This window comes from Streptomyces sp. NPDC058401 (assembly GCF_042722885.1).
Lineage (GTDB): Bacteria > Actinomycetota > Actinomycetes > Streptomycetales > Streptomycetaceae > Streptomyces.
Window position 1 is genome coordinate 10,441 of the sequence record NZ_JBHXKA010000083.1, and the last position, 25,575, is coordinate 36,015.

At 70.8% G+C, this 25,575-nt stretch carries 26 protein-coding genes and 1 tRNA gene; 12 read left to right on the forward strand and 15 right to left on the reverse strand.

The features are described 5' to 3' along the window. Nucleotides 1-690: 690 nt before the first annotated feature. The 6 genes from ACFWNV_RS26520 to ACFWNV_RS26545 form a co-directional block, all read right to left on the reverse strand. A complete protein-coding gene (locus ACFWNV_RS26520; RefSeq protein WP_202202768.1) occupies nt 691-894 on the reverse strand; it encodes a cold-shock protein in 204 nt (67 codons plus the stop codon). Nucleotides 895-1,142: 248 nt separating this feature from the next. Further along, nucleotides 1,143-1,481 (reverse strand): helix-turn-helix domain-containing protein, encoded by a 339-nt coding sequence (locus ACFWNV_RS26525; RefSeq protein WP_383951847.1) that lies wholly within the window; start codon nt 1,479-1,481, stop codon nt 1,143-1,145. A 927-nt stretch (nt 1,482-2,408) separates the two neighbouring features. Beyond that, nucleotides 2,409-2,723: an SCO5918 family protein gene (locus ACFWNV_RS26530; RefSeq protein WP_383951849.1), complete on the reverse strand. Its 315-nt coding sequence runs from the start codon at nt 2,721-2,723 to the stop codon at nt 2,409-2,411. Between the two features lie 49 nt (nt 2,724-2,772). Then, a complete protein-coding gene (locus ACFWNV_RS26535) occupies nt 2,773-3,177 on the reverse strand; it encodes a CBS domain-containing protein (RefSeq protein WP_383951851.1) in 405 nt (134 codons plus the stop codon). Between the two features lie 46 nt (nt 3,178-3,223). Then, nucleotides 3,224-4,744: a DEAD/DEAH box helicase gene (locus ACFWNV_RS26540; protein ID WP_383951853.1), complete on the reverse strand. Its 1,521-nt coding sequence runs from the start codon at nt 4,742-4,744 to the stop codon at nt 3,224-3,226. A gap of 323 nt (nt 4,745-5,067) precedes the next feature. Continuing rightward, complete coding sequence (locus tag ACFWNV_RS26545) at nt 5,068-5,271, reverse strand: cold-shock protein (RefSeq protein WP_327306256.1); 204 nt, start codon at nt 5,269-5,271, stop codon at nt 5,068-5,070. Between the two features lie 588 nt (nt 5,272-5,859). On the opposite strand from ACFWNV_RS26545, the gene ACFWNV_RS26550 reads away from it, so the two are divergent. Beyond that, nucleotides 5,860-6,219, forward strand: coding sequence for a hypothetical protein (locus ACFWNV_RS26550; protein WP_266879729.1), 360 nt, complete (start codon nt 5,860-5,862; stop codon nt 6,217-6,219). A gap of 205 nt (nt 6,220-6,424) precedes the next feature. Further along, nucleotides 6,425-7,417: a quinone oxidoreductase family protein gene (locus tag ACFWNV_RS26555; protein ID WP_383951856.1), complete on the forward strand. Its 993-nt coding sequence runs from the start codon at nt 6,425-6,427 to the stop codon at nt 7,415-7,417. Between the two features lie 344 nt (nt 7,418-7,761). Here ACFWNV_RS26555 and ACFWNV_RS26560 read toward each other — a convergent pair whose 3' ends face one another. Then, the gene (locus ACFWNV_RS26560) at nt 7,762-8,115 is read right to left on the reverse strand and encodes a hypothetical protein (protein WP_383951858.1); all 354 of its coding nucleotides are present in this window, start codon (nt 8,113-8,115) and stop codon (nt 7,762-7,764) included. A 100-nt stretch (nt 8,116-8,215) separates the two neighbouring features. Between ACFWNV_RS26560 and ACFWNV_RS26565 the strand changes: the two genes are divergently transcribed. After that, nucleotides 8,216-8,674, forward strand: coding sequence for a hypothetical protein (locus ACFWNV_RS26565; RefSeq protein WP_383951861.1), 459 nt, complete (start codon nt 8,216-8,218; stop codon nt 8,672-8,674). A gap of 496 nt (nt 8,675-9,170) precedes the next feature. On the opposite strand, the gene ACFWNV_RS26570 is transcribed toward ACFWNV_RS26565, so the two are convergent. The 6 genes from ACFWNV_RS26570 to ACFWNV_RS26595 all read right to left on the reverse strand — a co-directional run bounded on the left by ACFWNV_RS26570 (nt 9,171) and on the right by ACFWNV_RS26595 (nt 14,295). After that, nucleotides 9,171-9,243, reverse strand: a tRNA-Arg gene (locus tag ACFWNV_RS26570). Between the two features lie 87 nt (nt 9,244-9,330). Further along, nucleotides 9,331-10,512 (reverse strand): MAB_1171c family putative transporter, encoded by a 1,182-nt coding sequence (locus ACFWNV_RS26575; protein WP_383951863.1) that lies wholly within the window; start codon nt 10,510-10,512, stop codon nt 9,331-9,333. A 40-nt stretch (nt 10,513-10,552) separates the two neighbouring features. Beyond that, nucleotides 10,553-11,758, reverse strand: a complete 1,206-nt coding sequence (locus tag ACFWNV_RS26580; protein ID WP_383951865.1) for an MAB_1171c family putative transporter — start codon at nt 11,756-11,758, stop codon at nt 10,553-10,555. Between the two features lie 2 nt (nt 11,759-11,760). Next, entirely contained in the window at nt 11,761-12,552 is a 792-nt protein-coding gene (locus tag ACFWNV_RS26585) for a hypothetical protein (RefSeq protein WP_383951867.1), read from the reverse strand. Between the two features lie 108 nt (nt 12,553-12,660). Next, the gene (locus ACFWNV_RS26590; protein ID WP_383951869.1) at nt 12,661-13,272 is read right to left on the reverse strand and encodes a hypothetical protein; all 612 of its coding nucleotides are present in this window, start codon (nt 13,270-13,272) and stop codon (nt 12,661-12,663) included. Between the two features lie 108 nt (nt 13,273-13,380). Beyond that, nucleotides 13,381-14,295 (reverse strand): helix-turn-helix domain-containing protein, encoded by a 915-nt coding sequence (locus tag ACFWNV_RS26595; RefSeq protein ID WP_383951871.1) that lies wholly within the window; start codon nt 14,293-14,295, stop codon nt 13,381-13,383. A gap of 462 nt (nt 14,296-14,757) precedes the next feature. Here ACFWNV_RS26595 and ACFWNV_RS26600 point away from each other — a divergent pair, with 462 nt between their 5' ends. Further along, nucleotides 14,758-14,955: a LuxR C-terminal-related transcriptional regulator gene (locus tag ACFWNV_RS26600; protein ID WP_383951891.1), complete on the forward strand. Its 198-nt coding sequence runs from the start codon at nt 14,758-14,760 to the stop codon at nt 14,953-14,955. Between the two features lie 54 nt (nt 14,956-15,009). On the opposite strand, the gene ACFWNV_RS26605 is transcribed toward ACFWNV_RS26600, so the two are convergent. Next, complete coding sequence (locus ACFWNV_RS26605) at nt 15,010-15,972, reverse strand: hypothetical protein (RefSeq protein WP_383951873.1); 963 nt, start codon at nt 15,970-15,972, stop codon at nt 15,010-15,012. Between the two features lie 433 nt (nt 15,973-16,405). On the opposite strand from ACFWNV_RS26605, the gene ACFWNV_RS26610 reads away from it, so the two are divergent. From ACFWNV_RS26610 to ACFWNV_RS26625, 4 genes are read left to right on the forward strand one after another with little or no spacing between them, the layout of a single operon-like run. After that, nucleotides 16,406-16,675, forward strand: coding sequence for a hypothetical protein (locus ACFWNV_RS26610; RefSeq protein WP_383951875.1), 270 nt, complete (start codon nt 16,406-16,408; stop codon nt 16,673-16,675). A gap of 23 nt (nt 16,676-16,698) precedes the next feature. After that, nucleotides 16,699-18,438 (forward strand): peptidoglycan-binding protein, encoded by a 1,740-nt coding sequence (locus ACFWNV_RS26615; protein ID WP_383951877.1) that lies wholly within the window; start codon nt 16,699-16,701, stop codon nt 18,436-18,438. Next, nucleotides 18,435-19,163, forward strand: coding sequence for an ABC transporter ATP-binding protein (locus ACFWNV_RS26620; protein WP_383951879.1), 729 nt, complete (start codon nt 18,435-18,437; stop codon nt 19,161-19,163). The genes ACFWNV_RS26615 and ACFWNV_RS26620 overlap by 4 nt, the downstream gene beginning before the upstream one ends. After that, the gene (locus ACFWNV_RS26625; protein WP_383951882.1) at nt 19,160-20,434 is read left to right on the forward strand and encodes an ABC transporter permease; all 1,275 of its coding nucleotides are present in this window, start codon (nt 19,160-19,162) and stop codon (nt 20,432-20,434) included. Before ACFWNV_RS26620 ends, ACFWNV_RS26625 begins: the two co-directional genes overlap by 4 nt. A 29-nt stretch (nt 20,435-20,463) precedes the next feature. Here the strand turns inward: ACFWNV_RS26625 and ACFWNV_RS26630 are convergent, their stop codons facing one another. Then, nucleotides 20,464-21,411, reverse strand: a complete 948-nt coding sequence (locus ACFWNV_RS26630; protein WP_383951884.1) for a ScbA/BarX family gamma-butyrolactone biosynthesis protein — start codon at nt 21,409-21,411, stop codon at nt 20,464-20,466. A 290-nt stretch (nt 21,412-21,701) separates the two neighbouring features. Here ACFWNV_RS26630 and ACFWNV_RS26635 point away from each other — a divergent pair, with 290 nt between their 5' ends. The 4 genes from ACFWNV_RS26635 (at nt 21,702) to ACFWNV_RS26650 (ending at nt 25,518) form a co-directional block, all read left to right on the forward strand. Further along, nucleotides 21,702-22,331, forward strand: a complete 630-nt coding sequence (locus ACFWNV_RS26635; RefSeq protein WP_383951886.1) for a ScbR family autoregulator-binding transcription factor — start codon at nt 21,702-21,704, stop codon at nt 22,329-22,331. Nucleotides 22,332-22,535: 204 nt separating this feature from the next. After that, entirely contained in the window at nt 22,536-23,267 is a 732-nt protein-coding gene (locus ACFWNV_RS26640) for an HAD family phosphatase (protein WP_383951888.1), read from the forward strand. Between the two features lie 50 nt (nt 23,268-23,317). Beyond that, a complete protein-coding gene (locus tag ACFWNV_RS26645; RefSeq protein WP_383951893.1) occupies nt 23,318-24,070 on the forward strand; it encodes an SDR family NAD(P)-dependent oxidoreductase in 753 nt (250 codons plus the stop codon). A 125-nt stretch (nt 24,071-24,195) separates the two neighbouring features. Then, complete coding sequence (locus ACFWNV_RS26650) at nt 24,196-25,518, forward strand: MFS transporter (RefSeq protein ID WP_383951889.1); 1,323 nt, start codon at nt 24,196-24,198, stop codon at nt 25,516-25,518. The last annotated feature ends 57 nt before the right edge of the window (nt 25,519-25,575 follow it).

Consider the following 25,575-nt stretch of genomic DNA (forward strand, 5'->3'; position numbering starts at 1 on the left):
ACCTACGAGAACTGCACTTGCAGGTACTGCCACTGCGTTAACTGCGGTACTGCTCCTGGTGGCCCCTGATCACTGCGGGCCACCCGGTCCGGTCGTCAGTCCCGTCGCCGTCCTGCACCAGCCCTGGCTTCGGAACTCCACCACCGCACCGTCCTGCGTACTGCACCTACGGGTCCTGCGTGTACTACTGCCGGCAGTTCGTCTCTGCCAGGCCCTGCTGTCTCGCTGGGCTACGAGAGAAACCATAACCACGCCACGGTGCAATGTCTACTCCAGCCAAGATAGATTTACTCTTGGCTGGTCAGGAGGTAACCGAGATCGAACATGGCCGCTCCCTGAGGCTGCCGAGCTGGACCTGGACACCGGCGAGCTGGACCTGGACCCCGGACGCGTCGCCGATTTCGCCACGCCACTGCGGCGAGCGGTTGCCGATCCCGGCCGCTCCAGGGGGGGCGGAGGAGTGGCCGTTGCGGCCGGCCGAGGAGTGGGCGGCCCGCGGCGCCACCGTCCCCTGCTGCCCTGGCCCGCTGTGGCAGCGTCTGGTCTCTGCCGCGAGCTTGCCCGTGCCGATCACGTCCTGAACGAACCGTCCTGACGCGGATCAGGGCCGCGCAGCAAACGCTGCGCGGCCCTGATCCAGTACTCCTCTGTTCCCACGGCGCGGCGGCCGCGCGGGCGGGGTGGGGAGGGTTAGGCCGGGTTGATGTTCTCGGCCTGGGGGCCCTTCTGGCCCTGGGTGATGTCGAACGTCACGACCTGGCCCTCCTGGAGCTCGCGGAAGCCCGAGGAGTTGATCGCGGAGTAGTGGGCGAAGACGTCCGGGCCGCCACCCTCCTGGGCGATGAAGCCGAAGCCCTTTTCAGCGTTGAACCACTTCACAGTTCCCGTAGCCATGTCTCATGCCTTCCAGTCGATGAACGCCTCCCGCTCCATGCGGAAGGCGGAGGTGATCGTCCTGGTTCCTGCGGCACTGCACAGCAAAACGCCCACACCAAGGCGTGGGCAAGGGGACTTCCGAACCACGACAGCTGACGCAGACGCTACACGCCCACAACGGCCCGTCACCATAGGAAACAAGGTGCGTCATATTTCCGACACGCGCGGGCGGGAGTGCCCACCGCGACCGGGCGGGCACATCCACCTCAGGCTGCCTTGCGCGGGCGCCCTTCGGTCGCGGGGGAGTGGTGCTCGGCGTTGACGCGCTGAGCTTCCTCAAGCCGGATCTCGAGCATCACGATCCGACAGGCGGCCTCAATGGGAGTGCCCCGGTCGACGAGTTCGCGGGCGCGGGCGGCGACGCGCAGCTGGGAGCGGGAGTAGCGGCGGTGACCGCCCTCGGAGCGCAGCGGGGTGATCAGGTGGGCCTCTCCAATGGCCCGGAGGAAGGCCTGGGTGGTACCGAGCATCTCGGCGGCCCGGCCCATCGTGTAGGCGGGGTAGCCGTCGTCGTCGAGACGGCTGAACGAATCGTCTGCTGTCATCGCACCTCACTGCGAAACAGATGGAGGGAGGGGGGTGGAACGAGGGGAGGGGCCCTGGCGCGTACGACACCAGGGCCCCGAAGGAACTGCTACACCATCTGCCGGCCCTGTTACTGCGCCGGCCTTCTGTTTCCGCCGACCCGGCCGAGATGCTGCCGGGAGTACGGGGATCGCGGTTGCTTGACCGGAGACCACCTCGCTATCGATGTCCTGCGGTACCCGGACTCAGACTTACGTCCGGGCGATCCTGATGGCGCTTCAACTCCTCCGTTCATCCCTCGGTGTCAACTACCTGCAAAGCGGGGGACTGCGTACTGCTGGTTCTTCTCTTACTTCGGGTACTGCCAACTGCTGGTACTGCTCGTGGCCTGCCCCAGCGCCACGTCTCGGCAGCCAGCCCCGTCGCCCGTCCTGCGTCTGCTCTGGCTTGGAACCCCACTGCCGAACTTCCCGGTGCGCGCGCCCGCAGCCGACGCCTTCACCGAGGTGCTGCTCACTGACTTCACTGCTGGGTACTGCACCTACAGGTACTACTGCCCGGCAGTTCGTCTCTGCCCGGCCCTGCTGTCTCTCTGGGTTACGAGAGAAACCATAACTACGCCACCACCCAATGTCTACTCCAGCCGAGATAGATTTTTGAGTGCGTGTCGCTGAGGTAATCGGGACGCGTCAGACACATCGAGGTCGCCGTCGAGGGCTCCAGTCCCCACCCGCCGCGCATGCGTACCCCTGAAGGCGGGAAGTCCGTACGCGCCCTCCTGCCCCGCCGGACCGCCGGATAGGCGCGAGCCTGAGGTCGGGTCAGGCCGCCCGGAGTGCGGTCCACCCACATGCGCTTCCCTATGGGTATGCGGAAGGGCCCGACCGGCGCGTGCCGGTCGGGCCCTCTTCGCTGCGTGGGTGGCGGTGTGCGCCGGGGCCCAGCGGTCAGACGGTCACAGAGGTGCCGAGCATGGCGGAGGCCCGCTGGAGGGGGCCGAGCCCGCGCGTGGCCACGGCGGGCCGGGGAAGGGCGCCGCGGCAGGTGAAGCCGAGCTGGGTCATGGCGCGGAGGACTTCGCCGGCACTGAAGTCGCGGCGGTCCTGGCGGGTGATGACCTGGCCGACCTGCTTGACGGGGTAGGTGCGGCGGCCGATGATCACGGACTCGCCGAGTACCTGCTCGGGCTTGATGCCCTTCATGGATTCCAGGACGCCGCTCTTGGTCAGGTCGAACGGGAAGCGGGCGATGACGCAGCGCATGGTGCCTCACAGGGGGAGGAGGGGAAGGGTCCGGCCACGGTGAGGTGGTTCAGCGGGCGAGGGCGAGGACGCCCAGAGCGCTGCCTTGTTCATCGACGACGGGCAGGGCGGCGAGCTTGCGGTAACGCATCGCGTGCTCGGCCTCGGCCATCGTGGTCCTGGGCGAGGTGAACGGCCCGCGGTCGCCGAGGACATCGCGCAGCCGGAGCCGGTCGGTGTACGCGGCGCTGTCGCGGATGGCGCTGAGCCGCTCCCGGGTGATCAGCCCGGTGCAGAGGCCGTCCTCGTCGCAGACGAGCAGATGGTCCGTGCGGGAACCGGCCGCGACGGCCAGGGCCACCTCGACGGTCATGTCGTCACAGACCTGCGGACCGGCCGCCTCCATGCCGTCCTCCACCGTCCTGCGGACGAGGTCGGGGTGCGCGGAGCGGGGCTGCATCTGGACCAGCGTCAAAATCTGCCTCCTGCAGAGATGGGTCAGTTTCCGGATCACGTAGTGCTCAGGCCGCCGCATCAAAAGCGGTCTGCCGCGCGCTCGCGCGCCGGGCGGCCGACGCGGGCCCGCGGCGCCCGCGGGATGCCGTGCTGCGCTTGGGCCGCTCGGACACCGGCGCGGTGATGGTGACCGGAATGCCGGAGGGTGCCTGGGCGCCGGTGATGCGGTTCAGGGCCTCGTCGCCCGAGCGGACCTGGGTGGTCAGCGGGGTGACGCCGGCGGCCTGCATGAGGCGTGCCATCTCGCGGCGCTGGTTGGGCAGCACCAGGGTGACGACGCTGCCGGACTCACCCGCGCGGGCGGTACGGCCGCCGCGGTGCAGGTAGTCCTTCGGGTCCGTCGGCGGGTCCACGTTGACGACCAGGTCGAGGTTGTCGACGTGGATGCCGCGGGCCGCGACGTTCGTGGCCACGAGGACGCTGACGTGCCCGCTCTTGAACTGCGTGAGGGTGCGGGTGCGCTGGGGCTGCGACTTTCCGCCGTGCAGGGCCGCGGCGCGCACCCCGCTGCTCAGCAGGTGCTCGGTCAGCCTGTCCACGCCGTGCTTGGTGTCCAGGAACATGATCACGCGGCCCTCGCGGGCGGCGATCTCGGTCGTGGCGGCCTGCTTGTCGAAGTTCTGCACGTGCAGGACGTGGTGTTCCATCGTGGTGACGGCGCCGGCCGAGGGGTCGACGGAGTGCACGACGGGGTCGGTCAGGTAGCGACGGACCAGCAGGTCGACGTTGCGGTCCAGGGTGGCGGAGAACAGCATGCGCTGGCCCTCGGGGCGCACCTGGTCCAGCAGGGCGGTGACCTGGGGCATGAACCCCATGTCGGCCATCTGGTCCGCCTCGTCCAGGACGGTGATGGCCACCTGGTTCAGCCGGCAGTCGCCCCGGTCGATGAGGTCCTTCAGCCGGCCCGGGGTGGCGACGACCACTTCGGCGCCGGCGCGCAGCGCCTGTGCCTGCCGGTAGATGGGCATGCCGCCGACGACGGTGGCCATGCGCAGCTTGACCGCGCGGGCGTAGGGGGTGAGGGCTGCCGTGACCTGCTGGGCGAGCTCACGCGTCGGTACGAGGACCAGTGCGAGCGGCTGGCCCGACTCGGCGCTCTGCCCGGCGGTGCGGGCCAGCAGGGCGAGGCCGAAGGCGAGGGTCTTGCCGGAGCCGGTACGGCCGCGGCCGAGGACGTCGCGGCCCGCGAGGGTGTTGGGCAGCGTGGCCGCCTGGATCGGGAACGGCGTGACCATGCCCTCACGGCCGAGCGTGGCGAGCAGCTGGGCCGGCATCGCGAGGTCGGCGAAGGCCTCGACGGCGGGCAGCGCGGGGGTGATCGTCTTCGGCGGCGCGAACTCGCCCTGGATCGCAGCGGGCCGACGGCCATAGCCGCCCGAGCGGCTCGGGGCTCCGGAGCGGCTCGGGGTCGAAGAGCCGAAGCGGCTGCCCCGGCTCGAACCGGAGCCGGCGCCGGAGCCGAAAGCGGGGCCGCCGGTGCGGCTGCGGGTGCGGGAGGAGCGGTCGTTCGTACGGGTGGGGTTCATGCGGAACCTTCCTTGATGCGGCGCGTATCAAGGAATTCCCGCAGCGTAGGAGCGGCGCAGGGAATTGCGAGAACGGGCCGAATGAAAATACGAAAGCGGATCTGGCGGACAGGGAATCTGTACGGGCTCAGACGCTGAAAAAGGTGGCGCTATACGGGCGCGACAACCAAAAACAATCCACTCGGGTTCGGCTCCGAAAGGGCCGGTCGGCCGAGTGTCTCCATGATCGAGATACCGCGGGTGAACTCACCGCGGGAAATGGATGCAGCTGGGGCCCGCACCCCGAGGGATGCGGGCCCCAGCTGTAGAACGCGTGTCAGCGCTTAGGCGGGAACGATGTTCTCGGCCGTCGGGCCCTTCTGGCCCTGCGCGATGTCGAAGATGACCTTCTGGCCCTCGTTCAGCTCGCGGAAACCCTGGGCGGCGATGTTCGAGTAGTGGGCGAACACGTCAGGACCGCCACCCTCCTGCTCGATGAAGCCGAAGCCCTTTTCCGCGTTGAACCACTTCACGGTACCTGCAGCCATGTCATATCTCCTTTGGGGCAATGCATCGGCGACTGCACTGTGCGGACGCCGTGTCGCCGCGATGATGCCCCGCCCGGTAAAAGACCGGGAAATACAAAGCGCTTCCAGTGGAATGAATTCCGGCTGGAGGCGCTTGAAGTTCTTGGGTACCAAAACTGCAACCGAGATCGACAGTAGCACGCTGCGGCGGCTTGTGTGCGTTGGATATTTCCGGCCGCCGTGTTGCGGTAGAAACTCTCCCCGCTGGATCCGCTAAATCCTTAGGTCGCGGTGACAGATATTGATTCACCCCGACCGCAGCATTCTTTGGCTGTTCGCCACCGGCTGTAGGAGGCGGCAGCGAAGTCGGCCGGTTGGAGACGTGTAGGGGACGTGTTGGGACAGGTGCGGACGTGGCGGACCGCTGGAGGGGTCCTCGCGGTGACGAAGCCTTGTACGGCAGCGAACGCGCCCCGGGAGAGGTTCGGCCAACCCGGCGCCACTGGCGGTTCGGAGCCCCGGCAGTGGCCGCCCCGGCGCGGGCTCGTAGGTTCCGCCTAGACCGCAGGCATTGCACGCGGTGGCGCGGTGGAGAATAAAATGACTTCCATGTCGAAGCCTGACGAGCTGCTCGTGAACGTCGCCGCCCTGGTGGAGTCCGGGCAGAGCAACCAGATGTCCCTGACCGTGGTCACCGGAGGTGCTGTCATCACCGGCCGGCTCGCCCCCGAAGCCGTGTGGAGAGAACGTGTGTCGGAGGTGCTGACGGATTCCGCCCGCCTGGGCGAGTTCTCCGCGATCTTCACTGCCACGACACCCAAGGAGGGACCGCCCACGCATCTGCACTTTCATGTGGCGCGGATCCTGCAGGGAACCGTGGGCATCCCGGAGACGGGCGGGATGTACCGCATCTCGATCAAGGACGTCAGCGCCTGGACCGTGGGCGACTTCAGCTACTCCGACAACTGACCCGCGACTACGACGCGGACCCGCCGCAGGACGGAGGGCCCGACCGGTGCATCCGGTCGGGCCCTCACCGCCGTATCGGAGCGCTGGATGTGGACAGGACGGCGCCGATGGCTGGTCTGCTTGCCGGGAATCGGATCGCCACCAGCGGGGTTGGTGGGGGATGAGCCATCAACGGGGTTGGTGGGGGAGCCGTTATTGGAGGGTCATGCGAGCGATTCAGGTGTACGAAGTGGGCGGTCCCGAGGTGCTGCAGGAGGCCGAGGTGGACCAGCCGCGCCCGGGTCCGGGCGAGGCGGTCGTGGAGGTCGCCGCATCCGGGGTCAACTTCCTCGACGTCTACCACCGCGAAGGCCGGTACAGCCTTCCGCTGCCCTTCACCCCGGGCGCTGAGGGCGCCGGCACGGTCGTCGAAGTCGGACCCGGCGTCGCTGACGTCGCAGTCGGGGACCGGGTCGGTTGGGTGGAGACTCCCGGCACGTATGCCGAGCGGGCCGTCGTGGACTCCTCCCGGCTGGTGCCGCTGCCCGACGACATCGGCTTCGAGACAGCCGCCGCCGTGCTCCTCCAAGGCATGACCGCGCACTACCTCATCAAGGACGCCTACCCGGTTCAGGGGGGCGACACGGTGCTCGTGCATGCGGCTGCTGGTGGCATGGGGCTGCTTTTGACCCAGCTCATCACCCATCTCGGCGGCAGGGTGATCGGCACGACGTCGACCACGGCGAAGGCCGAGCTGGCGAAGCGTGCCGGGGCCGCCGAGGTGATCCTTTCCTCCGCAGTCGACGATCTCGCAGCCGAGGTGAGGCGGCTCAACGGCGGTCAGGGACTGCCGGTTGTCTTCGACGGCGTCGGCGCGCACACCTTCGATGCCAGCCTCGCCAGCCTGCGAACCCGCGGCCATCTCGTGCTCTTCGGCGCGGCAAGTGGTGCCGTGCCGCCGTTCGATCCGATTCGGCTCGCCCACGGCGGTTCGCTGACCCTGATCCGGCCCAGCCTCGGGGACTTCATCGTCGATCGTTCCGAACTGCTCCGACGGGCCGCCGATGTGTTCGAGTGGGTGCGCTCCAAGGCGCTCGAGGTCACCGTAACGGGCCGCTACGCATTGTCCGAGGCCGCCCGGGCCCACAGCGATCTGGAGGCTCGGCGTACCACCGGCAAGCTGCTCGTCATACCCGGTGCGGCCGGACAGAACACCTAGGGCACGCGTGCCCCCACCGGTCGGTGCGGGGCACTCGCGCGGAACGTGCTGGGGATCAGACGGAGCGGGAGAGGCCCCAAGACCCGCGCTGGCCGAGGGCGGGTGGGGCCGGAGGACCGCCCAGGCCTCGCCGAACGCAACACCGAGGGCCCGTGCCCCTTCAGTGGCCGATCACTCGGAAAACACCGCCCGCCGGACGCCGGATCTGGTCACCGTCCAGACCCTCAGCGCCACCCGTTGAGCGAGACCTGTGGGCCGTCGGAGAGGACGGCGGTCAAGGCGCTACGGGTCGTGGGCACGAAGTGGTCGGGGAGGACATCGGCGTCCAACCAGCAGAGAGAGTGTCAGGCATCGCCCTCTGATACTTCGGCCCGGATGGCCATGTCCCGCAGCACTTGTGCTGAGGGGACTTCAGGATCGCCTTCATCGTGAACCAGAGCGAGCTGGATATAGGCCGCGGTGAATGCGGCGGTGAGCTGCGTGACGGCGGTACCCATCTCGCGGCCTATCTGTTCGGCGATCTCCTCCAGGGAATCGTCCCGCGAGAGTTCGATCCTGGGCATGACCTCCGTGAGGAACTGGCCTATGAGTCCGATGTCTTCTGCCTCGGGCGCCGCGGCAGCGTCTGGCTGACGGAAATCGTCGTAAGCCTCCGTCAGGATGGCGACGACCTTCTTGACGACCTCGTTCTGGTCCATCTTGCGAGCGTAGCCCCAGCCTCCGACAGGCGCGGCTGGATCGACAGAGAGTGAATCCCCATCGTCTCTGTGGTGGTTCGAGACCGGCACGGTTCAGGAGGTGAACGAGGAGGAGATGCACGACCTCGCCCAGTCCATCAAGGACGAAGGCCCCCTCAAGCCGCTCGTCCTCGACCCCGACGGCGTCCTCCTCGACGGCCGCAAGCACGGCTCGTACTCCGTCCGCCAGGAGCTCCCACCCCGCGAGGACGGCACGCGCCGGTCCTTCAGCCGTGCCGGCTACGAGACCCTCAAGGCCGCCCAGGGCGACCTCGACCACATACGGGCCCTCCTGGGCCTGGCCGAGACCGATGACATCGAAAACCTGGCCCAACGCAGAGGGGAACTCCGCGCGCCGGAAGGCGGTCGAAGACCTCGCCCTGATCCCCTGGAAGGGGCGCGACCACCGCACCCGGCGCAAGGCGACGAAGGCTGCCATCGACGAGATGGACCCCTGCCGGCGCATCGTAGGGACCGTCCACGCGCCAGCGCGTCCGCTCGACGCGGCGGGCCGCGCTGAACGCTGCGATCGCCCAGCAGCTCATCACCTTCAACCCGGCCGCGCACGTCGACTTGGAGGCGGGCGTGCGGCCAGCGATGGACGGACGCCCACCTGGACGCCGGGCCCGTCACCGTCGCCAAGCAACTCGTCGTCAACGGCTGGGAGGTCTACGAGGACGACCCCAAGACCGACGTCGGCGCCCGCACCATCGCCCTCGACTCCGACACCGTGCACGCCCTGCGGCCGACCTCGTGATCGCCGAGGCCGCGGCCCGGCTCGTACCGCGCGCTCGGGCGGCCGGCCAGGAGGCCCCCACCAAGGCTCCCAAGGCTGCCGAGCCCGGAGGAGAAGTCGCAGCGCACGTGCCGGATCGTGCCGATCCATCGGCGGGAATCCCGGAGATCATCGGCACGTCCGCTCACGCACCGCTCACGCAAACGGCCCCGGACGAGGAGTCCGGGGCCGAATAGGGCGCCTACCTAGGGGAAACCCCAGGTCAGCGGCTTACAGGTTGTGCCCTCGGCAGGATTCGAACCTGCGACACCCGCTTTAGGAGAGCGGTGCTCTATCCCCTGAGCTACGAAGGCGGGGGGTGGCGGAAGGCCTGGTGGGGGCCGACTGACCGTTGACAGCCTAGCGGATCGGGGTGGGAGTGGGCGCATGGATTGTCGGGGTCATGTGGTGGGGTCCGGGTGGGTTGTGGTGTGGCGGGTTTGGTGGACTCGGGGGGAGTGGAGCATGGCGGTGGAGAGGGCGGCGAGGTTGTCGGGGTCTTCGGTGGAGCTGACGGTCCAGCGGTGTTCCGGGGTGAGGGCGGGCAGGGCGCGGCGTTTCTGGATGACCGCGCGGGCCAGGACGGAGGCGTCGGCCTCGGTGCGGGCCCGGCGGATCTCGGAGTGGTCGGCGAGGGCGAGGGCGTAGGTCTGCTTGCCGGTGGCGTGGTCGAACCACGGGGTCAGGCGCAGGACGGCGTCGAAGATGTCGGTCTCCCGCTGCATGAGCCGGCGCTCGACGGGGCGCCACCACGGCATCGGCGGGGGGCTCGTGGCGGGGATCTCGGGGCGGATCTCCAGCCAGAGGGGGTGCAGGAGGCGGAAGCGGTGCAGGGCGCGCCACAGGGAGCCGGCTCGTTGGCCGAGGGGCGGGAGTAAGAAGCCGGAGCAGACGAGGAGGGCGCCGAGACCGGCCAGGGCGAAGGCGACGTCGGTGCTCAGGGTGTCCCAGTCGTGGCCGAGCCAGCGGGCGACGATCGCGGTGTACTTCAGGAGGTCGTAGCCGAGGGTGCACACCGAGCCGGTGGTGATCAGGAGCAGGCCGGCCTTCAGGGCGCCGGGGACCTGCCTCGACCAGCGCAGGCAGAAGATCACCAGGGTGGCGGCCGCGACGTTGTGCGCGACGAGGTAGAGCAGGATCATTTCCCGGATCCAGGGCGTGCAGGCGTAGTAGGTGTCCAGGTCGCGGAGTCGCTCGACCGGTGCGTCGCCCAGCGCGAACAGGATGCAGATGGCCGCCATCACCGTGGCGTACGCCGTCAGGCACAGCCGGGTCCGCCGCAGGATGACGCGTGGGTCGGCGGCTCCCCGCCAGTGGATCAGCAGCACGATGCTGATCCCGTCGAAGGCGGCCACGAGGCAGTACGTGACGGGGGCCGCGATGTTCGGGATGCCCAACGTCTCGTTGATGACCGCGAGGTTCGGGGGAGCGGCGGTGACGAACAGGAGCGCGCCGACGAAGAGGGTCGCGGTGACGGCCCTGAGGAGCGGGTCGCGGGGGTTCTTCCGTAGGGCCCAGAGCTTGATCGCGGTCGCGACGAGGAAGCCGGCGGCCGTGCACAGGTACACGGCTCCCGGGGTCACCGGCGGCTCCTGCGCGCCGTGCGAGGGGGAGCGTCCATGATCAGCCCCGATCTGCGCGGGCGGTGCCCACGGGGACGGAGGAGCGGTGGATCTTGGAGAACTGGATGCTCAGCCGGGCGAGCCCGTTCGTTCCGGAGACGAGGGTGGGCAGCGCCGGGCTCGGCTCCGCGGCGGGCGGCAGCTGCCGCGGCTCCGCCCTGTCGGAGGCCTCGGCGAGGGCCAGGGCGGCGTGGATGGTGGCCGCTTCGGCGAAGATGAGGGCGGCTTCCGGTTCGCAGCCCTGCGATGCGGCGTACTGCTTGGCCGCCTCGTGGTGGCTGCCGTCGAGGTGGGGGGCCAGGTTGAGCAGCCGGTCGGAGATGTCGGTGGACCTGGCCATCGCCCGGAACTCCGGCGACGACGTGGGGCCGATCCGCAGGGGCTTCCCGGTGCCCGCGAACGGCTGGAGCGCACGCCACAGCGGCTCCATCGCCCGGTAGGCCCGCCAGGACACCCACATCGAACCCAGCCGCGGCCCGACGACCGGCAGCAGGAAGCCGATCGTCGTCAGGCCGGCGCCCAGGCCGGCGAGGGGCGGGGCGACGTCGGTGCTGAGCGCGTCCCAGCCGTCCGTACCGGCCCATCGGGCGGCGACGGCCAGGAGTTTGAGCAGGGCGAACGACATGCCGATGCCGAACCCCGCCACGAGGACGAGCAGGCCCCAGTGGGTCCACGCCGCCTGGAGGTCCCGTAGCTCACAGGCCCACCGCCAGCACTTCGTCACCACCACGGCGCTCGATCCGATGTGCGCGGTCAGGTAGAGCACGACCATCTCCCGCACGAACGGGGTGTTCGCGTAGAAGGTGTCGAAGTCGCGCTGGTGCTCGATGGGCACGCTGCTGAGGTGGAAGAGGACGCAGAAGATCACGATCACGACGGCGGTCGCCGCGATCCACGTCCTGGTGTGTCTGCGGAGGATGTCCTCGGGCCCGCCGCGCCAGTGGATGAGGAGCACGATCGAGCTGCACGACACGCACAGCAGGATGGAGTAGACGAGGAGCGCCGAGATGTTCGGTACGCCGGTGAGCCGGTTGATCCGCTCGATCGTCGGCGGAGCACCGAACACGAAGCCCGCTGCCGAGGCCGTGAGGATCACGAAGATGGACTTGGACATGGGCGAGCGCCAGCTGCGCCAGAACGAGGGGGACTTCACCGCCAGGGCGATCGCCAGGACCCCGGCGGGGATGTAGTAGTCCGGTCCGGTCATGCTCAGTAGCCTCTGCCTCTGCCCATGCTCGACTGGAGCCGGTCCGCCAAGCCGCTGTTCGCCGCGGCGCCGTTGGCACCGTTGTCCTGCAGGCACTCGCGCAGCCGGGTTCCCATCTGCAGTCCGAACTCCTCCGCGTCGCTCTCCTCCTGGGTGTCCACGTGGCTCCGCGCGGCCAGGGAGACGAGGTCCTCGCCCGCCAGCTCACCGCCGAGCGACCTGGCGGCGGCCGTGGCCGCGGTGGCCGCCGCGGTCGCGTTGCCGTGTGCGCCGTGTGCGCCGTGTGCGCCGTATGCGCCGTGTGGGCCGTGGGTCCCTTGTGCCTTGCGGACCCCTTGAGCCCCGTGTGCCCCGCGCGCCCCGTGGGTCAGACACTCTCCCCTCAGGGCGTGCCACATCTCGTGCGCGAAGATCACGAACTGGTGGAGCGTGGTCGTCTGGCGTTCGACGACGATGACGATGCGGTCGTCGAAGCTCGCCGTGAGGCCGCTGGCTGTGCCCTCGGGGAACTCCCGGAAGTACAGGAGGACCGGACGGAACGGGAGCTCGCCGCGGTTCTCGTTGAGGCGCCGTTCCACATCCGCCCGCAACACCGCGAACAGGCTGTCCGGATCCGAGGGGATCGGCCGGTCGAGACCCGTGAAGACGGTGTCGCAGAACTTCGCGATCTTCCGCGAGGCGGACCGTCGCGCCAGGTGGGTCCTTGGTGCGGCGAGCAGGAGCCGGCCGGACGGCAGCCTGCCGAGGACCGCGAGCGCCCTGCGGCGAAAGCCGGCCGTCTGCCCCTCGTTCATCCGTGTGCCCCCACTGTGAGTTCCCCTCCGACGGGCGGTGAAGCCGCGGCCCGCCCTGCTGCTTGCTGCGACCGAAGGCCGGGCCGGTCCCTGCGTCCGGACCGGATCCTAGGCTCCGGAGTCTTCTCGTGCGATGGCGTCCAGGAACGCCATCAGCGCCGTCTCCAGGTGCGGGGACAGCTCCTTGTTACCTAGACGCAGTTGGACCTGCATTGCGTGACGATTGCGCAGGATCTCCGAAGGACTCCCGAGGAACGCCGTGAGTTTCGGGATGACCTCGCGGTCCAGTACCCGCCGCACGGCCTCCGGCGGCGTCTGCGTGAAGAACTCCATGGGGACGCCGAAGAACCTGGCGAGGCCGGCGCCGTGCCAGATGTTGGGCGTGCTGTGGTTGAGCAGCTTGCCGTGCCACTGCGGGGTCATCCCGCTCCCGGCGGCGATCTCGGCGGTCGTGTACGGGCGCCTGCCACCGGTCTGCTCGTCCACCGTCAGCCGCGTCTCCCTGAGGAACGCGATGCGGCGGGCCAGCTCGGCCGCGGCGCTGCCGGGCGGTTCGACGGGCTCGCCGTCGAGCAGCCGCCGGATGTCGGCCTCGGGGAGGGAGGTGTGGAAGGAGAGGTCGCGCAGGTTGAAGACCGAGGCACGGTCGAGTCCCGACTCCGCCCGGAGCTCGTCGACTTCCCTCACGGTCCGCGCGAGGTGCTCGTACCCGTGGCTCATGGACCCTCCCCGTCGGCCGGAAGGGGAACCCGTGGTCAAGGCGAGCCCGCACTCTCCGCGCGCGCCACTAGATCACGGAACGGTCGGATCCGCAATGAAATGATCGTTTCACGGCCGGTGCCGGGGCGCTCCTCCGAACATGTCGGCCACCCAGCGCATGAGTTCGGCGTTCTGGGACGCTCCCTCGGCGCCGCGGGCCGCCACGGCGTTCAGGCCGATGCGCGCCGTCCGCAGGCTCGTGACGACGGCCGCGACGTCCGCGTCGCCGGTCTCGAAGAACATGGCGGGCACGTCCAGCGCGGCCGCCAGCGCCTCCAGGACCTCGGGGCCGGCGTGCGTGGCGCGGCCCAGGCGCAGGCTCGTCACGAGGGGCCCGCTCAAGACCGTCCGCCCAGTACGGGCGTTGCCGAGCTCGGCGAGTTCGGCATCGGTGGGGCGGTCGTGCTCGGCGGTGCCTTCGAGGAGGGCGGTGATCTTCTTCGCCACGCTGTACGAGCCCACGGGCTGCCGGGCCTTGGGCTGTGGGGCGTGCGGCGCTTGGGCGTGGGGCTGCTGGGCGTGGGGCAACCGGGCGTGGGGCTCCGGGGGCACGGCCGCGGCGTCCTCGCCGAAGGAACGCTTCTCCGCGGCCAGCAGCTCATCGACGCCGACTCCGTACGCCGCGGCCAGCGGGGCGACGTAGTGGGGGGCCAGCCTGCGCCGTCCCCCTTCGGCCGCCCGTACGGGAGAGGGCGAACCGGTCTGCGTGACGGCCGCGGTGTCCTTCTGGGTCATGCCCGCGTCGCACCGGAGGTCCGTGAGGGTCGGCAGGCCGGGCCGCGGGAACAGGTCGTCCACGCGCTCGCCCACCAGGGCCGCGAGCCGGGCCAGTTTCTCCGGGGGCGGGGTCGCGTCCCCGCTCTCGTACCGCGAGACGACGGACGGGTCCTTGACTCCGAGCGCCGCGGCCACCTGCGCCTGGGTCATGCCCTTCCCGACGCGCGCGCTGCGGAACCCGGATGCGTCAAAGCGGCGTTCGGGCATCGGGGCTCCATGGTGTGGTGCGGGGACGGCTACGCATGACCACTTGATCGGATCGCTCCATGCATATAACTTGCATGTAACGATCTGGGGGATGCGTCGGCCCCCCGTCGACCCCTCCACGCTATCAAGCACGCCTGTCAGGCCGGCCAGTCAACCGTCCGGGGGGACGCCATGAAATCCACAGCAGGGCTCCAGGCGGCGGCAGTCGGGCCTGCCGGGCCCGGGCCGCACGGTCGGGACCCCGAGTTACGCGAACCGGTAGATCTGCGCGATCCGCAAGAGCTGCAAGAGCTGCAAGAGCCGCAAGGCCGTCGAGAGGGCGGTGAGCGGCACGTGCATACGGACCATCCCTGCTGTACACCCCGTGAACAGAGGGGCGGGGACGGGGGAATGGAATGGGTCCGCCAGGGATTTCTCCGGCTGGCCGATCTCACCGAGCGCGAACTCCAGGTATTCCGGGCGATGGTGAGCGGGCCGACGAACGGTGAGCTCGCGCAGAGCCTTTGCATGTCCAGCCGCACCGTGAAATTCCATCTGGAAAACATCCGCGGCAAACTCGGCGGGATTTCCCGAATCCAGACCTGTCTCCTCGCGGTGCACCACAGCATGGCCCGGCACGCGGACGGGCCCTGCGCGTCAACGGACGGGCCTTGTACGTGAAGGCCGTTCCGGCCGCCGGCGCCGTACCGGGCCCGCCCTTCGCCTGCCCGGGGGTCAGGAGCCGGAGACCAGGGAGGCGGCGAGCTTCATGCGTGCGTCGAGCTGCTGCTTCGCCAGGTTGAGCCCTTCGGCGTTCTTCTCGATGCCCCGCTTCTGGTAGGCGAGCTCCACCGTGTACCGGATGCCGACCAGGTTGGTCTTCCTCTTGCACTCCACGTCCTGCTTGGCGATGGCGATCGCCTCGGGGCCGTTGCTCTTGGCGGGGTCGATGCCCGGAGGCCGGCCCATGGGGCTGTCGTCCTCGTAACCGTGCTCGGCCATGCAGGCGCTCCACTCCTTGATCACCTTGACGACCCTGCTGTCCTGCTCGGCCCGCTCGTGACCGATCTCGAACGACTTCGGGTCGACCGTGTTCTTCGTGGGGCTGAACAGCTTCAGATAGGCCTCGCGCATGCACCCGCCCGCCGGTACCTTCTGTCCGGCGACGACCGTCGTGGCCACGTCGGAGGCCTCCGCCTCCTCCTGGTTCATCGGAATGCGGGCGGACGCCGCCACCTCCAGCCCTTGCAGAACGAGCCGCTCGTTGGGTCCGCGCTCCGGCTGCGGGGGCTTCTGGAAGGCCTCGTCGTCCCGCGGGCTGGCGTAGCCGCGCTGGGCGGCCTCGGCGGGATCGGAGATCCCGTACCTGCGGCTGTTGTCCTGCTGTGGGGGCGTCGCCCCCGAGCTCTTCCGCTGTACCTGGTAGCGGAAGCCGAAACGCTGCATGCACTGGTCGACGAGGACGTCCTGCGCCTTGGTGAGCAGTTCCTGCTGGCGGTGGTCCGAGAAGTACGCGTCGACCGGGAAGGTGAGGTTCCGGCTTTCGAGGAGGACCGGCACGGTGCCGATCTCGGGTTCCTTGCCGGCGGCGGCGGTGTCGCCGCCGGACTGCGAGCAGCCGGTCAGCAGGAGCGCCAGTACGGCTGCGGAAGTCGTCAGGACGGTGCGGGGCGTACGAGGCGTACGGGGCGGGGTCATGGTGGCTCCGATGCGGGAATGGCGGGGGCGCGGCCTTGACGGGCGGCGGCCGCGGGAATTACCGAGCGGCGCGGCCGCCGTTTCCGTTCCAAAGAGTCGATCACGGCCGGGGAAACCTTCACAACTGTCCTCCAGTACAGGTTTGTTGGGTCTGAATTCGGATTATGGTCGGGGTCATCCACGACGCCCCAGGAGGTTTTCCGTGCCCTTTCGACGGACCCGATGCGCAGTCGCCCCCGCGCTGATATCGGCGGTTTTCCTGCTGTCCGGTTGTTCGGGCGGAAGCTCGGCCGCAGGCTCTGCCGCACCCTCTTCTTCCGCTGCGCAGATCCAGAAGGACAGGAGGGGGCCCAGCCCCGAGATGGCCGACTTCTTTCAATGCCTGAAGGAGCAAGGTCTGCCGATGAAGGAAACGGATTCAGGGATTCCTGTGGTGGACGAAGCCCGTGCGGACCCGGCCGAGGTGAAGGAGGCCGAAGTCGCCTGCGCGAGCCGATCGCCGCTTCCCCCCGTGACCGAGAAGCAGCGAGCCGATGCGAAGGCGTTCACGGTCTGCATGCGGGACCACGGCGTCGCGGACTTCCCCGACCCGGACCCGAAGACCGCCGAGCACCACTTCGAGTCGCTCGGCCTGAAGGAGTCGCCGGCGGGCAGGGCCGCGCTGGAGAACTGCACGGAGACCATCGGGCCGGGTGCCGGATGACGGGGGAGCTGAGGGGTGACGGAGTGGACGATGAACCGGTCGGGCATGGCGAGGAGTTCACCGCCGAACCGGAGGCGGAGCCGGAGCGGGCGTCCGAGCCGGGGCGGGCGCCCGAACCGGAGCCCGCCCGCGGCGCCGCCGGGCTGTCCCGGCGGCGCTTGTGGGTGGCGGTCGTGGCGGTGGGGGCCGTGGTGCTGTCCGCCGCCGGTGTCGCCGCCTCGCTGGTGATCAAGTCGCCGGCGCAGGCCGCGGCCGAGACGGGGCCGCCGCCGATGGACGTACTCGTCGCCCGCGTCGAGAAGCGCGTCCTGCGCGACACCCTCATCGTGCGCGGCACCATCTCCGCCGCCCAGGCCGTGCAGGTCACCCCGACGGCCGTGGGCGGGGAGGACGCCGGCCAGCCCGTGGTCACCAAGGTGGCCGTCCGCCAGGGCGACCGGGTCGAGGTGGGCAAGGTGCTCATGGAGGTGTCCGGGCGTCCCGTCTTCGCGCTGCCCGGCGCGCTGCCGGTGTACCGGGACCTGAAGCCGGGTGCCACCGGTGAGGACGTGAAGCAGCTCCAGAAGGCCCTCGCCGGGCTCGGCCATGCCACGGGCTCCGACAAGGCGGGCACCTTCGGCGGCGGGACCAAGGTGGCCCTGGCCGCGTTCTACAAGTCGATCGGCTACGACCCGCTGCCCGCGGTGGCCGACCGCGGCGAGGCGGTCAAGGGTGCGGAGGACGCGGTCACTTCGGCCGCGCGCTCCCTGGAGGACGCCAGATCCGCGGCGAGATCCGCCGCGGGCGGCACTGGTCCGGGCGGCAACGGTGCGGGCGGCAACGGTGCGGGTAACAACGGTGCGACCGGCAACGGTGCGACCGGCAACGGTGCGACCGGCAACGGTGCGACCGGTGGTGCTACGGGAGACTCCGCCGCCTCCCGCATCGTGGCCCGCGCCCAGGAGGACCTGGCCAAGGCCCGCGAGCGGCTCGCCGAGGCCCGTGCTGCGGCCGGACCCATGGCCCCGGCCGGCGAGGTCGTCTTCCTGGAGTCCTTCCCCGCCCGCGCGGACTCCGTCACCGTCCGCCCGGGCTCCACGGTCAGCGGCGCCGCCATGACCCTGTCCGCCGGGGCCCTCGTCGTACGCGGGCAGCTCGCCGAGCACCAGAAGGGCCTGGTCCGCGCCGGTCAGAAGGTCGAGATCCTCTCCGAGGTCAGCGGGCTCACGGCTGCGGCCGAGGTGCTGTCGGTCGCGGACACCGCGTCGGCGCCGCCCACCCCGCGGGGCGGCGGCCAGGGCGAGGGGCAGGGCCAGCAGGCTCCCGCCCAGAGCGGACCGGTGGGGTACGAGATGCTCGTACGTCCCCTCGCGCCGCTGGACACGCAACTCGTCGGCCAGGACGTACGCCTGACCGTGGAGGCCGCCGCGACCGACGGCAACGCACTGGTCGTACCGGTCACCGCCGTCTCCGCCGGAACCGACGGGCGCACCACCGTCACCGTCGTGGACGTCGCGGGGGCCCAGCGCCGGGTCGAGATCCGACCCGGTACGAGCGGCGACGGCTACGTGGAGATCCGCCCCGCCGGGGAGGCCGCGCTCGCGGAAGGCGACTCGGTGGTCATCGGAGTCAACCCGGGCGGCGCGGGCAAGGAGACCGGCGGCAAGGGCGACGGCGCCAAGACGGGCGACGGCAAAGGCGACGGCAAAGGCGACGGCAAAGGCGACGGCGGCAAGACCGGGGGCGACAAGGCCGATGGCGGCAAGAGCGGCGGCGGTTCATGACCGAGCCCCTGGCCGGGACCGAGCCCGGGACCGAGCCCGCGACCGTCCCGCCCGTCATCGAGTTCCGGCAGGTGGGCCTCACCTACCCCGGGCCGCCGCCGGTCGCCGCGTTCAAACCGTGTGATCTCACCATCCGGCGCGCGGAGTTCGTCACGGTCGTCGGCCCCTCGGGCTCCGGCAAGTCGACCTTCCTCAACATCGCAGGCCTGCTCGACGCACCCACCACGGGCCGCTACCTCATCGACGGCATCGACACCGGAGCGCTCGGCGACAACGACCGGACCGCGCTGCGCGGCCGCCGCATCGGATTCGTCTTCCAGTCCTTCCACCTGCTGCCGCACCGCTCGGCCCTGGAGAACGTCGCCCTCGCCATGCTCTACAACGGAGTGCCCCGCAAGGAGCGCCCCGCCCGCGCCCGGGAGGCCCTCACCCGGGTCGGTCTCGCCCACCGCCTCGACGCACTGCCCTCCCGGCTGTCCGGCGGCGAACGCCAGCGGGTGGCCATCGCGCGGGCCCTGGTCGCCCGGCCGTCGCTGCTCCTGTGCGACGAACCCACCGGCAACCTCGACTCCGCGAACGCCGACACCGTACTGGCCCTCCTCGACGAGCTGCACGCCGACGGGATGACGGTCCTCGTCATCACCCACGACCAGGAGGTCGCCGCGCACGGCGGCCGGACCGTCGCGATCCGCGACGGCATACTCCGCGAACAGGCCCCCGCATGAACCTGTCCCGTACGAAGCTGCGCCCCACGAAGCCGCGCCCCACGAAGCCTCCCCGCGTCGAGCCCTCCCGGTTCACCCCCCGCGACAACGTCTCCGAGGCCTTCGCCGGGATCCTGCAGCGTCCGGCCCGCTCGGCGCTGACGGCGCTCGGGACCGTCCTCGGCGTCGGCACCTTCGTCGCCGTCCTCGGCCTGACGGCCACCACATCGTCCCAGATCGACGGCCGCTTCGACCTGCTCACCGCCACCGAGGTGACCGTCGAGGACATCGCCCGCGAGAAGGACGAGTTCGCCGGTCCCGGATTCCCCGCGGACGCCGACCTCCGCATCGAGCGGCTGGGCGGAGTCCAGCACGGGGGCGTCTTCGGCGAGGTCGAACTCGACGCCGCCTCCGGCGGTGTCCGTGCCGCCCCGGTCGGCGGCGCTGCCGACCGGGGCGCCGGTACCGAGGTGATCGCCGCCTCGCCCGGCGCCCTGCGGGCCGCCGTTCCCACGATGGGCCAGGGCCGCCTCTACGACGCCTACCACTCCGGCACCACACAGCGCGTGGCCGTCCTCGGCTCGGCCGTCGCCGCCCGCCTCGGCATCACCACCCTCGACACCCGGCCGGCCGTGTTCATCGGCTCCGAGCCCTTCGCCGTGATCGGGATCATCGACGACGTGCGGCGCAAGCCCGAGCTCCTCCTCTCGGTCGTGGTGCCCCGCACCACCGCGGAGGAGATCTGGGGCCTGCCCAGGTCCCGTGCCACGATGCTGATCGCCACCGATGTCGGCGCCGCGCAGCAGGTCGCCTCGCTCGCCCCCGCCGCGCTGCGCCCCGACCACCCCGAGTACCTGAAGGCCGTACCGCCGCCCGACCCGAAGACGCTGCGCAGCGGGGTCACCTCCGACCTGGAGCAGCTCTTCCTGATCCTGGCCGGGATCTGCCTGGTCATCGGCGCCGTCGGCATCGCCAACACCACCCTGGTGGCCGTACTGGAACGCACCGGGGAGATCGGCCTGCGGCGCGCGCTCGGCGCCCGCGGCCGGCACGTCACCACGCAGTTCCTCGCCGAATCGGGAGCCCTGGGCGCCCTCGGCGGACTCGTCGGAACCTCGCTGGGCACCCTGACCGTGGTGGGCGTCGCGGTGTTCCGGGACTGGACGCCCGTCGTCCACCCCGGCAGCGTTGCCGTCGCCCCGCTCCTCGGGCTGCTCACCGGGGTGCTCGCCGGGCTCTACCCCGCCTGGCGCGCCGCCCGCATCGAACCGGCCGAGGCGCTCCGGCGCTGACAGGGTTCCGGGTCAGGCGGGGTTCCGGGTCAGGCGGCGCGCACCGGGCGGGTGGTCACCTCGGCGGTGAAGATGGGGCCGCCGTTCTGCCGCAGTTCGACCAGGGTGCCCCTGGTCCCTTCCGGCGTCCCCGGGGCCGCCGTGACCGGCGTGGCCTCGACGAGGCAGGGCGTGTCGAACTCGGCGTAGCGGGTGAAGACCGTCTTCATCGCCACCACGGTGGCCGGCCGCGGGGACTGGGCCAGGGCCGCCTGCCGGGCCGCCTCCAGGAGCAGCATCCCGGGTGCGTGGTCGACGGGGTGGTCGAAGAGCGCCGGGTGCCCGAGGTCGGAGCGCAGGTGCCAGCGGCCCGGCGTGCCCGCGGAGGACAGGACCACGTCCTCGGCGCGTTCGCGGCCGACGAGGCGGGGCGGGACCGGGGCGCCGGGTGGCAGGGCGCGGGCGTGGGCCGCGGCCATGTCGGCGTACGGGCCGCGCAGGCGCTGGTAGACCGCCGGTGCCTGGTTCGAGAACCGGGTCCGTACGTGGGCCGCGGTGACGCCGCCCAGGGAGGCCCGGACGGACATGGTCATCCCGGCGAGCCGGGTGCCGCGCCGTACGAGATCGGTGCAGGTGACCTCCAGTTCGGTGGTGAGCGGGGCGTCTTCGGCGATGAGCGCGGAGGCGTCGAACTGGAAGTGCAGGTCTTCCCATGCCTGCCGGAAGCCGAACGGCACGTCGTAGGCGGCGTGGCAGAGCATGGGGATCGCCTGGCGTACGCACTCGATCAGCAGCAGCGGGTCGCGGGAGCCGTAGGCGCCGCCGTAGAAGCGGTGATGTGTCGGCCACCGTGCGGAGATGGCGAACCGGTCGGCACCGAGGAGCCGCCAGCTGGTCAGGAGCCGTTCGCTCGCGTCCGTCTTGTGGACTTCCGCTGCGGATACCGGCCGGTTCTGAGGATGCGATTCGCGCCTTGTCGGCAGTGTGCTCGTGAGCATGCTGTCCCCCCGGGACGTCGGAAACGAAGTCGATCCGGACAGGGGTGGGTCATGGGTCTGGATCCGGTGGCCCCCGCCCGTTCCTTCTTCAACATAACGAGTGTTCGCTTTTGTTTAAAGTCAATACTTCGTAAAGTCGCTGGTCCGCAGGGTTGATCGGGTGGGTGGTTTCTGGTGGAAGGGGCCCATGAGGCCCCTGAGGGGCATCTGGGTGCAGTTCGGGGTTGCCAACGGCCCGCTTCGACTCGTTAACATAAGAACCGTTCCGTTTCTTTTTGGAGGGAGAGGTCGTGGCTGGTCCCAAGCAGGTGCGGGCGGTCCAGACGCGGGAGGCGATCCTGCGCGCCGCGGCGGAGACCTTCGACGAGCTCGGGTACGCCGGTGCCAGCGTCAACCTGATCCTGAAGCGGGCGGGGCTCACCACGGGCGCCCTGTACTTCCACTTCGACTCCAAAGAGGGTCTGGCGCGCGCGGTGATGAACGCGCAGCCCGAGACCATCGTCCCCAGGCTGCAGTCCGACGGACTCCAGCGGCTCGTGGACATCACCCTGTTCTGGTCGCACCTGCTCCAGGTCGACCCGCTCCTGCGGGCCGGAGTCCGGCTGACGGGCGAACAGGCCTCCTGGGGAGGCTCCGACGTGACGCCCTACCAGTCCTGGGCCGGGATCATGGCCGACTGCCTGCGCGAGGCGCAGGGCAGGGGAGAGCTCCAGGCGGGCGTGTCACCCGAGGAGTTGGGCGAGTTCGTCACCGAGGCGTGTACGGGCATGCAGATGTTCTCCAGCGTGGCCAGCGGCCGGAAGGACCTGAGCGACCGCACCCTTCGGATGTGGCGCCTGCTGCTCCCCGGCATCGCCGTACCGGCGGTCGTCTCCCGCACCGAGGTCAGCCACGAACGCCTGAGGGACCTCATCGGCTGACGTGGCGCCGAGCCACCCGATCACCGAGCCACCCGATCACCGAGCCACCCGATCACCGAGCCACCCGATCACCGAGCCACCCGATCACCGAGCCACGCGATCGCCGTACGCCTGGGCCTTCGCCGCACCCCTCGGCCTTCGCCGCACCCCTCCGCCTTGCAGGTCTTCAGCCCCGTCCCGTCCAGTCCCGTCCCTGGAGGACCCATGCCCCACAGCCTCGGCCGACTTCGGCTCGCCGCGCTCAACATCGACGGCGTCCTGCTCAACGACACCTTCAGCCCCGTGATCCACGGCTTCGTCACCGGCCGCGGAGGCGCGTACACCGCCGATACCGAGCGTGCGGTCTTCTCGCAGCCCCAGCACATAGCCGGCCGCAACATGGCCGCCGCCGTACCGCAGGAGCTCACCGGTGAGGAGGCCCTCGCGGCCTACTTCGAGGAGCGCGAGGCCTACCTCGCCGAGCACCCGGTCGCCGTCCTGGACGGTGCGATCGACCTCGTGCGCAGGCTGCGGGCCCTCGGACTGCGGACGGTCTGTTACGGAGGGCTCGCCGCACCCCACTTCGACCGGTTCCTCGGGGAGTGGGCGGAGCTGTTCGACGGCCCGGGCTACGTGTGCACCAACGACTTCCGTCCCGGGATCCACGAGATCACCACCGAGGTCTTCGGGCTGGAGCACGGGGAAGCCCTCTTCGTCGACGACGTGGCCAAGGTGGCCGAGACCGCGAGGGAACTCGACGTTCCCTTCATCGGCCACCCGAGCAAGTTCGTGCACAGCTTCCAGCGGCAGCTGATGCACGAGGCCGGAGTGCGGCACGTCGTGGACTCCCTGGACGCGATCGACGAGCAGCTGATCCGCGCCGTGGACGCCGAGGCCCTGCGCGGCACCGTGTGGAACGGGGTCCCGGCCGGTACGAGCCTGCGAGCGACGGCATGAGCGACGGCGTGCGCGCCGGTACGAGCGCCGGTACGAGCGACCGGCGGCCGATGGCCGGCCGCGTGGCCATGATCACCGGAGCGTCCAGCGGGATCGGCGCGGCGGCCGCCCGGGCCTTCGCCGCGGAGGGCGCGGCCGTCGTACTGGTCGCGCGGCGCGGTGAGCGGCTGCGCGCACTGGCCCGGACGATCGAGGAATCCGGCGGGCGCGCCCTCGCGGTCGAGGGCGACGTCGTCGACACGGACCGGATGCGCGAAGCCGTCGGTGCGGCCGTGGAGGCGTACGGACGGCTCGACTACGCCTTCAACAATGCCGGTTACGCCACGGCGGGCGCGCCGCTGCACGAGGTCGACGACGCCGTCTTCCGGCAGACCATGGACGTGAACGTGACGGGCGTGTGGAACTGCATGCGCCACCAGATCCCCGTGATGCTGGGCCAGAGCTCGGGCGGTTCCATCGTCAACACCGCCAGCGTCGCCGCCACCCGGGCCACGGGGGCCAGCGCCGCGTACGTGGCCGCCAAGCACGCCGTCCTCGGCATGACCCGGGCCGCGGCGGCCGACTACGGCGTCGCGAACATCCGGGTCAACGCCCTGATCGTGGGCGCCACGCGCACCGAGATGATGGAGGAGGTGCTGGGGCAGCACGCCGAGCTGGAGCAGCGGTTCGCGGACGCCAGCGTGCAGAAGCGCATGGCCTCGCCCTCCGAAGTGGCCGAGGCGGCGCTGTGGCTGTGCAGCGAGCGGGCCTCCTTCGTGACCGGCGCCGCGATGCCGGTCGACGGCGGCGCCACCGCGATCTGAGCGCTCCTGCGCGAAACCCGGCGCGACTTGCGGCAGTCGGCAACGACAGCCGGTGCGGGCGCTGGTGTGCTGGCCGGCAGAGACGCCGTGACGCACGGCCGGCGCGGGAGCACGGAGGATCCACGATGCACGGAACCGCAACCGGAGCAGGGCCCGGAGAGGGCCTCGTAGACGGGCCTGTGGACGGGATCAGACCCGGCCCCCCGCCCGTGCCCTCGCAGAGCCCCCCGACCCCGGACCCGGCTCCGGACCCGGCTCCAGACCCGGACCCGGCCCCGCCCCGGAGCGCGACGCGCGCCCTCGGTGTCCTCGGTCTGAGCGCGTTCGTCGTGGGGACCGCCGAGTTCGCCGTGATCGGCGTCCTGGACCGGATGGCCGAGAGCCTGCACGTCAGCGCCGCCACGGCCGGCCTGCTGGTCACCGCGTACGCGGTCGGGGTGTGCCTGGGCGGGCCGCTGCTGACCGCGCTGACGCTCCGGCTGCCCCGCAGGGTCGTACTGGTCGCCGCGCTCGGCAGCTACGCCCTGGCCAACGCCGTCGCGGCCCTCTGGGCCGACTTCGCCGTCGTCCTCGTCGTACGCGTCCTCGCGGGCGCCGTCCACGGACTGTTCGTCGGCGCCGCCTCCGCGGTCGCCGCCGGCCTGGTCCCGGCGGAGCGCAGGGGCCGGGCCGTCGCCGTGGTGTTCGGGGGGATCGCCGCGGCCAATCTCCTGGGCGTGCCCCTGGCCACCTTCGCCGGGCAGGTCCTGCCGTGGCAGTACGCCTTCGCCGGGATCTCCGTCCTCGCGTGCGCGGCCCTGCTGCTGACCTGGGCGGCCGTGCCATCGGCCGCCACCGGGGGACGGCAGGCGCTGCGCGCGCAGTTCGGGCACGTGGCGAAGGCGCCGGTGCTGGCGCTGCTGGCGATCGCCGTCCTGGTCTTCTGCGGCCAGTTCACCGCCTTCACCCAGCTGAGCGGGTACCTCCAGGACGTCGTCGGGGTCGGGGGCGGCTCCGTCGGCCTGTACCTGCTGGTGTTCGGAGCCGCCGGCACGGCCGGGACCCTGCTGGGCGGCCGGCTCGCCGACCGGGCCGCCGGGACCACCGTGACCGCGGCGACCGCGGTGCTCGCGCTGGTGCTCACCACGCTCTTCCTGCTCGGCGAACGGCCGGTGGCCGTGGCGGTCTGCGTCGCGCTGTGGGGGCTCGCCGGTTTCGGGCTGGCCCCCGCCCTCCAGCTCCGTACGATCCGCCGCGCCGGGCCCGGCGGCGACCTCGCGGCCACGCTCGGCGCCTCGGCGGGGAACGCCGGCATCGCGGTCGGAGCGGCCGTCGCCAGCGGCGTCACGGGAACGTACGGGTACTCCGTACTGCCGCTCGTCGCGGCGGCGATCTGCGTCGTGACGCTGCCCCTGACCTGGATCTGCCGGTCCGAGGCGGCGGAGATCTCCGCGCCCGCCGCTTCGTAGCGGACCGCACGCCGCCGGACGCGGATGGGGCCCATGCCGTACGGCATGGGCCCCATC